Origin of the sequence: Massilia antarctica, from assembly GCF_015689335.1 — a bacterium.
Classification (GTDB): domain Bacteria; phylum Pseudomonadota; class Gammaproteobacteria; order Burkholderiales; family Burkholderiaceae_D; genus Telluria_A; species Telluria_A antarctica.
Genome location: NZ_CP065053.1, coordinates 3,818,339 through 3,830,870, shown reverse-complemented (window position 1 = coordinate 3,830,870; position 12,532 = coordinate 3,818,339). Strand labels below are relative to the sequence as shown.

Annotated in this window: 12 protein-coding genes; 8 read left to right on the top strand and 4 right to left on the bottom strand. The window is 64.1% G+C overall.

Going from position 1 to position 12,532, the window contains the following annotated elements; genetic code table 11:
* The first annotated feature begins 78 nt into the window (after positions 1–78).
* Together IV454_RS17370 and IV454_RS17365 are read left to right on the top strand one after the other, a co-directional pair.
* Positions 79–864, top strand: a complete 786-nt coding sequence (locus IV454_RS17370) for a DeoR/GlpR family DNA-binding transcription regulator (protein ID WP_206087094.1) — start codon at positions 79–81, stop codon at positions 862–864.
* A 25-nt stretch (positions 865–889) separates the two neighbouring features.
* Entirely contained in the window at positions 890–2,041 is a 1,152-nt protein-coding gene (locus tag IV454_RS17365) for an MFS transporter (RefSeq protein ID WP_206087093.1), read from the top strand.
* A 1-nt stretch (position 2,042) separates the two neighbouring features.
* Here IV454_RS17365 and IV454_RS17360 read toward each other — a convergent pair whose 3' ends face one another.
* Positions 2,043–2,693, bottom strand: a complete 651-nt coding sequence (locus IV454_RS17360; RefSeq protein WP_206087092.1) for a class I SAM-dependent methyltransferase — start codon at positions 2,691–2,693, stop codon at positions 2,043–2,045.
* Between the two features lie 35 nt (positions 2,694–2,728).
* The gene (locus IV454_RS17355) at positions 2,729–3,670 is read right to left on the bottom strand and encodes a CysB family HTH-type transcriptional regulator (protein ID WP_054267074.1); all 942 of its coding nucleotides are present in this window, start codon (positions 3,668–3,670) and stop codon (positions 2,729–2,731) included.
* Between the two features lie 218 nt (positions 3,671–3,888).
* Between IV454_RS17355 and IV454_RS17350 the strand changes: the two genes are divergently transcribed.
* Genes IV454_RS17350 through cobA form a run of 6 tightly spaced genes read left to right on the top strand, consistent with a single transcriptional unit; the run spans position 3,889 to position 10,008 of the window.
* Positions 3,889–5,577, top strand: coding sequence for a nitrite/sulfite reductase (locus IV454_RS17350; protein WP_206087091.1), 1,689 nt, complete (start codon positions 3,889–3,891; stop codon positions 5,575–5,577).
* Positions 5,570–6,151 carry a DUF934 domain-containing protein gene (locus IV454_RS17345; protein WP_206087090.1) on the top strand — a complete coding sequence of 194 codons (582 nt, stop codon included), beginning with the start codon at positions 5,570–5,572 and terminating at the stop codon, positions 6,149–6,151. The genes IV454_RS17350 and IV454_RS17345 overlap by 8 nt, the downstream gene beginning before the upstream one ends.
* 7 nt (positions 6,152–6,158) lie before the next feature.
* The gene (locus IV454_RS17340; RefSeq protein WP_206087089.1) at positions 6,159–6,875 is read left to right on the top strand and encodes a phosphoadenylyl-sulfate reductase; all 717 of its coding nucleotides are present in this window, start codon (positions 6,159–6,161) and stop codon (positions 6,873–6,875) included.
* 46 nt (positions 6,876–6,921) lie between these two features.
* Entirely contained in the window at positions 6,922–7,860 is a 939-nt protein-coding gene (gene cysD, locus IV454_RS17335; protein ID WP_206087088.1) for a sulfate adenylyltransferase subunit CysD, read from the top strand.
* A complete protein-coding gene (locus IV454_RS17330; RefSeq protein ID WP_229521666.1) occupies positions 7,860–9,197 on the top strand; it encodes a sulfate adenylyltransferase subunit 1 in 1,338 nt (445 codons plus the stop codon). The genes cysD and IV454_RS17330 overlap by 1 nt, the downstream gene beginning before the upstream one ends.
* Before the next feature lie 40 nt (positions 9,198–9,237).
* Positions 9,238–10,008: a uroporphyrinogen-III C-methyltransferase gene (cobA, locus tag IV454_RS17325; RefSeq protein ID WP_206087087.1), complete on the top strand. Its 771-nt coding sequence runs from the start codon at positions 9,238–9,240 to the stop codon at positions 10,006–10,008.
* On the opposite strand, the gene IV454_RS17320 is transcribed toward cobA, so the two are convergent.
* Both IV454_RS17320 and IV454_RS17315 read right to left on the bottom strand, forming a co-directional pair.
* Entirely contained in the window at positions 9,997–10,443 is a 447-nt protein-coding gene (locus tag IV454_RS17320) for a hypothetical protein (protein ID WP_206087086.1), read from the bottom strand. The two genes, cobA and IV454_RS17320, sit on opposite strands and share 12 nt — an antisense overlap.
* A 512-nt stretch (positions 10,444–10,955) precedes the next feature.
* Positions 10,956–12,527, bottom strand: a complete 1,572-nt coding sequence (locus IV454_RS17315) for a phytase (RefSeq protein WP_206087085.1) — start codon at positions 12,525–12,527, stop codon at positions 10,956–10,958.
* Positions 12,528–12,532: the final 5 nt, after the last annotated feature.

The following is a 12,532-nucleotide window of genomic DNA, read 5'->3' as shown; positions in this document are numbered from 1 at the left end:
GGCTTTTTTTATGCCTGCTTGCACGTTTGTGCGTATTCATGTATATTTGTGCGCATTCCAGCCTGTTTGAATGCCCCCATGCCGACCGATCCCCTCCTCTTGCAGGAACGCCATGCCCTGATCCTGCAACGCCTGCAAACCGATGGCCGGGTGCTCGCGCCCGATCTGGCGCAATGGCTGCAAGTGTCCGAAGACACCATCCGGCGCGATCTGCGCGACCTGGCCGCGGCCGGCCTGTGCCAGAAAGTCTATGGCGGCGCCCTGCGCATGCCGCTCCCGGCCGCGCCAGGCGGCACCCCGGCCCAGCGCCGCAGTGTCCAGGCCGGCCGCAAGGCGCGCCTCGCGGCCGCGGCCGCGCCCTGCGTGACGCCCGGCAAGGTCGTCTTCATCGATGCCGGCTCGACCAACCTGGCCATCGCGGCCGCGCTCGGCGAACAGCGGCTGACCGTGATCACCAACGCCCCGGCGATTGCCGCCGCGCTGGTCGACAAGCCGCTGGTCGACCTGATCGTGATTGGCGGGCGCATCCATGCCGAGACGGGGGCCAGCATCGGCGCGACCGCGCTACGCGAACTGGAACTGATCTGCCCCGACCTGTACATCCTGGGCGCCTGCGGCGTCGATGCCCAGGCCGGCGTGAGCGCCATCCATTTCGAGGAAGCCGAATTCAAGCGCCGCGTCGCCGCTCTCAGCAAGACGGTGCTGGTCGCCACCACCAACGACAAGGTCGGCACGGCCGCGCCGTACGCGGTGCTGGCGGCGGCCAGTCTGACCGTTCTGGTCGCCGAGCATGATATCGATGTGCGCCAGGCCGATGCGTTCGCGGCGCGCGGCGTGCGCGTGCTGCGCGCCGCGCAGAGCTGAGCTCTAACCATTTTCGAAAGAAACCATGCCCCACAGCGAAGCGCAACAACGCCTTTCCACCCGCCTGGCTTTTCTTGCCGCCGGCCTGGCCATGTCGGCCTGGGCGCCGCTGGTGCCGCTGGCCAAGCTGCGCCTGGGCCTGGGCGAAGCGCAGCTCGGCTTGCTGTTACTGTGCCTGGGCGCGGGATCCTTGCTGGCCATGCCGTCCACCAGTTTCCTCACGGCGCGTTTCGGCTGCCGTCCGGTGGTGCTGTGCTCCGGCTTGCTGGTCTGCCTGGTGTTGCCGGGGCTGGCTTTCGCGCCCGGCCCGCTGCTGCTCGGCTGCGTGCTGTTTGCCTTCGGCGCCGCCATCGGCACCTTGGACGTGGCGATGAATATCCAGGCGGTCGTGGTGGAAAAGCACAGCGGCAAAGCGCTGATGTCCGGCTTTCACGGCTTGTTCAGCGTGGGCGGCTTCCTCGGCGCGGGCAGCATGGCGCTGCTGCTGTGGCTGGGCCTGGGGGCGACCGCATCGGCCATCGTACTGGCCCTGCTGGTTGCCGCCGTCCTGGCCGGGGCGGCCGGCGGCCTGCTGCGCGAGACCGATGCGCAGGTGCGCGATGCGCCCATCTTCGTGATGCCGCACGGCGCGGTGATCTTGATCGGCGCCCTGTGCTTCCTGTGCTTCCTGGCCGAAGGCGCGATCCTCGACTGGAGCGCCCTGCTGCTGACGGCAGGACTCTTGCCAGGTACAGGCGCCAGCCAGGGTGGCCTCGGCTACGCGGCCTTTGCTGTCGCCATGACCGTCGGCCGCCTGACGGGCGACAAGGTGGTGGGCAAGCTGGGCGGCCAACGGGTGCTGCTGCTGGGCGGCCTGTGCGCGGCCGCCGGCTTTTTCTGCACGGTATTGGCGCAGTCGGTGGCGGGCATGCTGGCTGGATTCGTGCTGATCGGGCTGGGCGCCTCGAATATCGTGCCCATTTTATTCACCGCGGCCGGCAGCCAGCGCGCGATGCCGGCCAGCCTGGCAATCGGGGCGATCACCACGCTCGGCTACGCCGGCATCCTGGCGGGGCCGGCGGCAATCGGGTTTGTGGCGCACGCCACCAGCCTGCCCGTGGCGTTCGCCGGACTCGGCTGCGCGATGCTGCTGATCGCGGCCAGTGCGAAACTGGGCGGATCGAGCGCGCCCCGCTGATTTATTTCAACCGGCAGGTGAGCAGCCAGTAGTATTCCAGGCGCACGATCCGGATCTCGCGCACCGACGAGGCCAGCTTCTTGCGCAGCGCGCTGTCGGACGGGTAGGTCTTGGGAATCTCGTAACGTTCGCCATCGGGCGCGATGCGGATCTGGTAGGTATTGCCTTCCATATCGGTGCGGGCCACGGTGTCGCTGCTGCCTTCCACATACACATCGTCCAGCAGCACGATGAACATATCGTCGCCGACCTTGCTGCGCAATTGCGCCAGGAAGCGTTCCTGCTCTTCGCGCTTGACGTGCGACCACCAGAAGCCGACGAACACGGCCGTGTAGCTGCCTATGTCGGCCGGCAAGTTCCAGGCGTCCGCCACCTTGAATTCCACCTTCTCAAGAGGCAGCGCGCGCAGCTTGCCCAGCGCGATCATTTCGGGATTGATATCGGTGGCGACCACCTTGTCGGCCGTGGCGGCGATGACGGCGGTCCAGTAACCGGTGCCGCAGGCCAGTTCCAGCACGGTGTGGCCGCGCAGGGTCTCGGCCACGTGGCCGCGCATGGCGGCCAGGTCGTCCTTGCGTTCCGGCCGGTCGTAGATGCGGTCGTGGTTGGAGGCGCTCTTGGCGTAAAACTGTGCGGATTGTTCGGTGATCATATTTTTCTTGATGTGAGTTGCTTGGTACAAGTGCTTTACAGCTCGTAAGTTTCTTTGGTGCCGCTCATGGCCGACTCGACCAGCTTGCGGTTCAGGGTCGGCGCCAGCAATTCGATGAAGGTATAGATATAGCTGCGCAGATAGGCGCCCTGCTTGACGGCCACCCTCGAAATATTCATGCCGAACAGGTGCCCCACCGGAATGGCGCGCAGGTTCTTGTCGCGCTCGGCGTCGAAGGCCATGCCCGCTATGATACCAATACCCATGCCAAGTTCCACATAGGTTTTGATGACATCGGCGTCGATGGCTTCGAGCAGCACGTCCGGTTTCAGTCCGCGCAGGCCGAAAGCATGGTCGATCTTGCTGCGCCCGGCGAAGGCGCCATCGTAGGTGATCAGCGGGTAGGTGGCGATTTCTTCCAGGGACACCGCCTTCGATTTCAACAGCGGATGGTCGGGCGGCACCACCACCATGTGCTCCCATTGGTAGCAGGGCAATGTGATCAGTCCGTCAATACCGGCGATCGATTCGGTGGCTATCGCCAGGTCGGCCTGGTCGCGCTGGACCATCTCGGCGATCTGGCGCGGGTTGCCCTGGAGCAGAGACAAACGGACCTTGGGATACTTGAGCATGAAGGCTTGCACCACTCTGGGCAAGGTGTAGCGCGCCTGGGTGTGCGTGGTGGCAATGGTGAAGCTGCCGCTGTCCTGGGCCGCGTACTCCTTGCCGATGCGTTTCAGGCTGTCGATCTCTTGCATGATCAGCTCGACGGACTCCAGCACCAGCCGGCCGGGCTCGGTCAAGCCGCGGATGCGCTTGCCATGACGGGTGAAAATGTCAACACCGAGCTCTTCTTCAAGCTCGATAATCGCTTTCGACACCCCGGGCTGGGATGTAAACAAGGCTTTGGCCGCATCGGTCAGGTTGTAATTCTGCCGCACGGCTTCGCGCACGAAGCGTAATTGATGAAGGTTCATTGCTTTTTTGCTCTCGCAGGCCGGAAAGATACTCAAAATAAATATCTACCAGCATTTTATAAGAATGCTTATGCCGGATACGCATATAAGCAAATAAATTCTTAGTCCTTTGGAATAAAGGATGAGTTTATTACTATTGAGGCTAGTTTGGGGACAGTCTCACGCCGATGCCCCCGAAGAAGCCCCAAAAAAGGGCACACCAAATCTCAGGATGACATATGTACCGTTACGACAAATACGACCACCTCATCGTCAGGGAACGCATCGCGCAATACCGCAGCCAGGTGGAGCGCCGTCTCAACGATGAGCTGACCGAAGCCGAATTCCTGCCGCTGCGCCTGCAAAATGGCCTTTACATGCAGCGCCACGCCTACATGCTGCGCATCGCCGTGCCGTACGGCCTGCTGTCATCAAGCCAGATGCGCATGTTCGGCCACATCGCCCGCAAGTACGACCGCGGCTACGGCCACTTCACGACCCGCCAGAACATCCAGTTCAACTGGATCGAACTCGAACAGACACCAGAGATCCTGAGCGACCTGGCCTCGGTCGAGATGCACGCCATCCAGACCTCGGGCAACTGCATCCGCAACATCACCTCCGACGAATACGCCGGCGTGGCCGCGGACGAAATCATCGATCCGCGCCCGTACGCGGAAGTACTGCGCCAGTGGAGTACCTTCCATCCCGAATTCGCCGCCCTGCCGCGCAAGTTCAAGGTCGCCATCAACGGCGCCGTGGAAGACCGCGCCGCGATTGCCGTGCACGACATCGGCCTGACCGTGGTTCACAACGACGATGGCGAGATTGGCTTCAAGGTCATGGTCGGCGGCGGCATGGGCCGTACCCCGATCCTGGGCAGCGTAGTGCGCGAATTCCTGCCGTGGCGTCACATGCTGACCTATATCGAAGCGGTCATGCGCGTGTATAACAGCTACGGCCGGCGCGACAACAAGTACAAGGCGCGCATCAAGATCCTGGTCAAGGCCATGGGCGTGGAGGAATTCACGCGCCAGGTCGAAGAAGAATGGGTCGACCTGAAAGACAGCGCCTCCACCCTGACCGACGACGAGATGGCGCGCGTGGCGGCCTACTTCACGCCGCCGGCCTACGAAACCTTGCCGAACATCGACGTGCGCGCGGAACATGCCGACAACAAGGCTTTCGGCAACTGGCTGACCCGTAACGTCAAGGCGCACAAGGTGCCGGGCTACAGTGTGGTGCTGCTGTCGCTGAAAAAGACCGGCGTGCCGCCGGGCGACGCCACCGCGACCCAGATCGACTTCGTGGCCGACCTGGCGGACCGCTACAGCTTCGGCGAACTGCGCGTGACGCACGAGCAAAACCTGGTGCTGGCCGACGTGAAGCAATCGGCCCTGTTCGCGCTGTGGCAGGAAGCCAAGGCGCACGGCCTGGCCACGCCGAATATCGGTCTGCTCACCGATATCATCTGCTGCCCGGGCGGCGACTTCTGCTCGCTGGCCAATGCCAAGTCGATCCCGATTGCCGCCGCGATCGCGGAGCGCTTCGACGACATCGACTACCAGCACGACATCGGCGAGATTGAACTGAATATCTCGGGCTGCATCAACGCCTGCGGCCACCACCACGTCGGCTCCATCGGCGTGCTCGGTGTCGACAAGGATGGCAGCGAGTGGTACCAGGTCTCGATCGGCGGCGCGCAAGGCAACAATGCGGCCATCGGCAAGATCATCGGCCCGTCGTTCTCGGCGCTGCAAATGCCGGAAGTGGTCGACCGCCTGCTGCAAGTGTACGTGCGCGAACGCCACGAAGATGAACGGTTTGTCGACACCGCCCAGCGCCTTGGTGTGGCGCCGTTCAAGGAACATGTCTATGCCACGCCGATCAAGGCGGGCGAACTGGTTGGAGAAGACCACTATGCTTGAGTCGCACAAAGAGATCATCAAACAGCGCGCGGTCGTCGCCGACGACTGGAGCGTGCTGCGCCTGGCCGTGCCTGAGCTTGACGCCGGCGTTGCCGCCGAAGCGCCCGACACGGTCGTGGTCCCGCAAGGAAAAGTCATCGTCCCGCTGACGGTGTGGCAGGCGCAGCGCGCATCCTTGGCCGCCCGCGCCGACATCGGCGTCTGGCTCGCGCCCGACGAACGCGCCGAAGCGCTCAAGGACGATCTGGACAAATTCGCCGTCATCGCCATCGACTTCCCCAAGTTTACCGACGGCCGCGGCTACTCGACCGCGTTCAACCTGCGCATGCGCCTGAACTACCAGGGCGAACTGCGCGCCATCGGCGACGTGCTGCGCGACCAGCTGTTCCAGATGCAGCGCTGCGGCTTCGACGCCTTTGCCACGCGCCAGGATCGCAACATCCACGATGCGCTCAAGGGCTTGACCGATTTCTCCGAGGTGTACCAGGCCTCGGTCGACATCAAGGCGCCGCTGTTCCGCCGTCACGAACGCGACGTGCGCATCGACAGCGCCGACGTCGGCTACGGCATCTGAGGCACGCATGAACGATATCTCCGCCCTCGTCGCCAGCACCCGCGCCACCCTGGAGCGCATCGCCGCCGAATACTCGCCAGCGGTGTTTGCCTCCAGCCTGGCCGCCGAAGACATGGTCCTGACCGATCTGATTCTCAAGGCGCAGCTGCCGATCGGGATCTTCTCGCTCGAAACCGGCCGCCTGCATCCGGAAACCCTGGCGGTACTGGGCCAGGTCAAGGATAGCTACGGCTACGACATCGCGCTGTACAAACCGCAGCCGGAAGCGGTGGACACTTACGTGGCGCAGCACGGCCTGAACGCCTTTTACGAGAGCGTGGACATGCGGCGCGAGTGCTGCCGCATCCGCAAGGTCGAACCGCTGGGACGCGCCCTGGCCGGCAACAAGGCCTGGGTAACGGGCCAGCGCCGCGCGCAATCGACCACGCGCGCGCAGCTCGACATCCAGGAAGACGATGCCGCGCACGGCATGGTCAAGTTCAATCCCCTGGCCGACTGGTCGGAGACCGATGTGTGGAACTACATCCGCGACAACGGCGTGCCGTACAACGCGCTGCACGACCAGGGCTTTCCCTCGATCGGCTGCGCACCCTGCACGCGCGCCGTGGAACCGGGCGAAGACGTGCGCGCCGGCCGCTGGTGGTGGGAAAACCCGGACTCCAAGGAATGCGGCCTGCACCTGGTCGATGGTAAACTGATCCGCATTAAATCCGTGGCTGCGTAACGCGTCTGCTTGCGCGCCACCATAAGAAAACATAGGCCTCGCCACCATGACTACACTGACCGATACCCCGCGCGTGCTGACCGACGTCAACGCGCGCCACCTGGATACGCTCGAATCGGAAGCGATCCACATCCTGCGCGAAGTCGCCGCCGAATGCGCCAACCCCGCCCTGCTGTTCTCGGGCGGGAAAGACTCGGTCGTACTGCTGCGCCTCGCCGAAAAAGCCTTCCGGCCGGGTAAATTCCCGTTCCCGCTGGTGCACATCGACACCGGCCACAATTTCGCCGAAGTGATCACCTTCCGCGACGCCCGCGTGGCCGAACTGGGTGAACGCCTGATCGTCGGTTCGGTCGAAGATTCGATCAAGCGCGGCACCGTGCGCCTGCGTAATCCGCTGACCGACTCGCGCAATGCCGCACAAGCGGTGACCTTGCTGGAGACGATCGCCGAACACAAATTCGACGCCTGCATCGGCGGCGCACGGCGCGACGAAGAAAAAGCGCGCGCCAAGGAACGCATCTTTTCCTTCCGCGACGAATTCGGCCAGTGGGACCCGAAGGCGCAGCGCCCGGAACTGTGGGACCTGTATAACACCCGCGTGCACCCGGGCGAAAACATGCGCGTGTTCCCGATCTCGAACTGGACCGAGCTCGATGTATGGCTCTACATCCAGCGCGAAAAACTGGCGCTGCCGCCGATCTATTTCGCGCACGAGCGCCAGGTCATTGCGCGCAACGGCTTGCTGGTGCCCCTGACCGACCTGACCCCGGCCCTCGAAGGCGAGACTGTCGAAACCCAGGTGGTGCGCTTTCGCACCGTGGGCGACATTTCGTGCACCTGCCCTGTCTCGTCGGACGCATCGACGGTCGAAGCGATCATCGCCGAAACCGCCATCACCCAGATCACCGAACGCGGCGCCACCCGGATGGACGACCAGACCTCCGAAGCCTCGATGGAAAAACGCAAGAAAGCAGGATACTTCTGATGAACGCCCGTATTGACACCACTACTAAAAGCCAAAATGGCGAACGCCCGGACGCGGTATCGGGACTGCTGCGCTTCATCACCGCCGGCTCGGTCGACGATGGCAAGAGCACCCTGATCGGGCGCCTGCTGTTCGACAGCAAAGGCATCTTCGCCGACCAGCTCGACGCCATGTCGCGCTCGAAGCACAAGCGCACCGTGGGCGATGCCGTCGACCTGTCGCTGCTGACCGACGGCCTGGAAGCCGAACGCGAACAGGGCATCACCATCGACGTGGCTTACCGCTACTTCGCCACGCCCAAGCGCAAATTCATCATCGCCGACACGCCGGGCCACGAGCAGTACACCCGCAATATGGTCACCGGCGCTTCGACCGCCGACGCCGTGATCATCCTGATCGACGTCTCCAAGGTCAAGCTGCGCGAAGACGGCGGCGTCGACCTGCTGATCCAGACCAAGCGCCATTCGACCATCGCCCACCTGCTGCAGATCGAGCACGTGGTCGTCGCCGTCAACAAGATGGACCTGGTGAACTACGACCAGGCCGTGTACGACCGCATCGTCAAGGCGTACAAGGAATTCGCCACCACCCTGGGGTTGAAGGACATCACGCCGATCCCGCTGTCGGCCCTGACCGGCGACAACGTGGTCGAGCCGAGCGAAAAAATGGCCTGGTACCAGGGTCCGACCCTGATTTCGCTGTTAGAGTCGCTGTCGGTCTACGACGAATCGCACGCGGCCCCGTTCCGCTTCCCGGTGCAGCTCGTAGCGCGCCACAACGGCCACGAAGCGAACGACTTCCGCGGCTACATGGGCCGCATCGAAGCGGGCAAGGTCAGTGTAGGCGACAAGCTGGTGGTGCAGCCATCGGGCCAGAGCGCCACCGTCAAGGATATCCTCACCCTGGAAGGCTCGCACCAGTCGGCCGTCGTGGGACAGTCGATCACCTTGCTGCTCAATGAATACCTGGATATCTCGCGCGGCGACCTGCTGGCCGGCGCCGACCAGCCGGCCACCCTGCTCAAGACGCTCAAGGCGGATGTGTGCTGGATGTCGGACGAACCGCTCGACATGCGCCGCAAGTACTGGATCAAGCATGGCACCAAGCAGACTTCGGCCAAGGTCACCGCCATCGACAGCCTGCTCGACATCAATACCCAGCAGCGCCACGCGGCCGAAGGCTTGAAGCTGAACGACATCGCGCGCATCGGCGTGACCGTGCAGCAGCCGCTGGCCGCCGACGCCTACGCCGACATCCGCGCAACGGGCGCCTTCATTTTGATCGATGAAGTCACTCACCAGACGGTTGCCGCTGGTATGATCCGGCTGGAAGCGTAAATAGCCGGCGCCAAGGTCAACACCAGCAAAAGGAACACGTATGTCAGCACTCGGAAAAGTCTATCTGATTGGCGCCGGCCCCGGCGCCCAGGACCTCATCACCCTGCGCGGCGCGCGCCTGCTGGCGCAGGCCGACGTGGTGCTGCATGACGCCTTGGTGACGGACGAGATGCTGGCACTGTGTCCACAGGCTGTGAAGATCGCGGTGGGTAAACGCTGCGGCCAGTTGTCGACGGCGCAAGCCTTCATCAACAAGCAGCTGGTCGACAGCGCGCACAAATACGCGCTGGTGGTGCGCCTGAAAGGCGGCGACCCGATGCTGTTCGGACGCGCCGACGAAGAACTGCGCGCGCTGGAAGAAATGGGCATCGAGGTGGAAGTGGTGCCGGGCATTACCACCGCGGTGGCGGCGGCGGCGGCGACCAAGCAGCCGCTGACCAAACGTGGCGTGGCGCGCAGCGTGGCGTTTTTCACGTCCAGCACCGCGCCCGAGCATGGCGACATGACGGTGGTTCCCGATTCCGACACCCTGGTGCAGTACATGGGTGGGCGCGAGGCGATCGTGACGGCCCAGCGCCTGCTGGACCAGGGCCGCCGGCCGGATACGCCGGTGGTGGTGATCGAGAATTGCAGTCGTCCGGAGCAGCGCATCCTGCGCCTGACCCTCGCGACCCTGGCGCATGGCCTCGGACCGGCCCACGGTCCGGTGCTGGTGATGCTGGGCGACGCCATGAAGCTGCGCGAGCACCAGTCGATCGATACCGCGCAAGGCAGCGACGCGCTGCCCGGCGGCGCGCAGTTAAGCGCTTAAGCGCGTAGCTGGCGGCGCCTGCGGTGCGCCGCCCATCTGGTCGTGTTCATCGATTTCCCATTGAAGTTTGTCGGCGGCTGCGTAGGTTTTCTCGGCAACGGCCGCCAGCCGGGCGAACGCCCGCTGAAGACGCGGCGAACTGCCCGGCCCGCTCAGGACGGACAGCTGGCAGCGTACCGTGCGGATATCCTCCTTGAGTCCCCTTAGCGCTTCGCGCAGGCTGGCGTCGGCGTCGAGCGGTTCGTCGAGCCGGCCCTCGTTCATGCGCTTGCGCAGGATGTCGATTCTGATTCCCATTCCCCTCAGGCGGTCGGCCAGGCGATCGAGACGCAGCGCCGTGCGGCGTTCCGCGGCCAGGGAGGTGAGCCAATTGCGGCCCCGTTTGGCGAGCTGGGAAACTTCGCGGAGCAGCAGTTTCAGGATGGCACTGAGCATGATGGGCACCGGAGTGAGGAAAGAGAATCAAGAAATTTTGAGCGCAAATGCGGGCTCAGTCAAACCCCTGCACACGCCTGGAACTGATCCAGAACAAACCATCGGTAGATTTTTTGACCACTCCCCCGCCCCCTCCCACGTCGTTCCCGCGCAGCCTCCAGTTTCAAGGAAACTCCTCGAATCTCTTGGAACTGTACAAAGTCAGTGGCCGCTTCCAAATGGCGCTAGCTTAAGCTCCGTCATTCCTGCGGGAATCCAAGTTCGTCGAGCCGCCTGTGACTGCGCTACGGAATTGGATTCCCGCCTACGCGGGAATGACGGTTTTGAAGTTTGTGGTCAGAAAAACGCTGAACCTGACGCCATCGCGTCCAGAAGCCAGTTCCTGGAGAGGCGGGAACCCAAGTTCGTCGAACTGCCAATGGCTTCAGCACAAACTTGGGTTGCCGTGGGGGCGCCTGGCCCTGCGCGGGAAGTCGTTTCTGCCAATGGCAGGAACGACAAAGCGTAGGCGTTTATAGGTTTAGAGCCCTCGCCACGTCCTCCCAACTCACATACTTGAAGTTTTGCGGCCCGTCCGGCATGCGCTTGTACCCATCCTGGATCACCAGCATGCCCTGCGCATAAGGCCCACCCAGATTCTTCGACGTCACATCCAGACCATCGGTGTCGGAGGTGCCATCGATCCCCTCGGCCAGATTGAAGCCCACCTTGAAGCGCCCGCGCACCTTGTACGGCGCTGCCGCGTCGAGCACCACATAACTGCTGTCGCCCTGGCTCGACACGATCAGGTAAGCGCCCTGCGCGCCTTCATATATCGCCATGCCTTCCACATCGGCGTGCAGGTCACGCCCGACGGCGAGCACCATCTTGCGCGCCGCCGGCTGATCGGCGCGCGCGGCCAGGGTCCACACGCCGCGCTTTTCCTCGCCGATGAAGAGGCGCTCATTGCGGTCGTCGGCGACGCAGCCTTCCGGCTGGCTGTCCACCTTGAACTCGCGCGCCAAGGTGCTGCTCCACCCGCCGCTACCCTTCGCAATACGGAACTGGCGGAACGCCCCGCCCTTGTCGTTGACGATCACGTCCAGCCCACCGCTGCGCGGCTGGAACAGGCAGATGCCGTACACCTCGGGAAAACCGGTCGCGAAGCGGGTCAGCTCGGCCATCTTGCCGTCGGCGTCGACACCGAACAGCACCACGCTGTTGTCGTCGCGCTGGCTGGCCACGGCCAGGTCCATCGACTCGCCATCCATGGTCACGCCCTGGCGCAGGTCCACGTTGTTCAGGCGGCCCACGTCGAGAAACTGCTGCTGCTTTCCCTGCAGGTCGTACACCATCAAGCCCTGCTTCTTGTTCGTGCCCAGCACGCGCGAGCGCGTCGCATCCCGTGGATGGACCCAGATCGCCGGATCGTCCGCCACGTCGCCCAGGCGCGCCATCGGCGCCGTCTGCGCGCGCGGCTCGACCACCACGGCCGGCGAAGCCACCGGCCCCGCCGGCAGGCGCGTACCGGCCTTGAGCAGCCGGCGCGCCGGTATCGCCTCGCTGTTCGCCTCATAGGCCCAGGTGCCGATGCCCTCTTCGTTCGCATACAGGATGTGACGCGCGTCGTCGACCTTGCACTGGCCGGCGTCGAGCGGCATGCTCAGTTTGCGCACCAGTTGCGGGGTGGCGCCGTGCATCAGCCATTGCTCGGCCTGACCGTCCTTAGCCGCGATGAACAGGAAGTCGAGTCCTTGCCGGTCGCGGAACAGGCACAGTCCTTCGACCCCGAACGACTGCTGCGGCAGGGGCGCAAGCCGCGTCAGTTCACCGCGTTTGATATCAACGCGGATCGGCAGCGCGTGCTGGGTCGCGGCGTCGAGCACCACGGCGATGCCGCTGCCGTTGGTGGTGCGCAGGTCGAGCTGCCTGGCGCGCATCGGCAGGCGCGCAAGCTCCTTGCCGGCGGCGTCGGTCAGCTGCAAGGCGTGCTTGTCGAGCGAAAGCCAGCCCCCGCCATCGAGCGCGATACGGTCCGCGCAATGCGCCGCCGTGCTGGCGAGGAGGCACAGCAAAGCGGCCGCGCGGGTAAGGTGTTTTTGCATGCTCA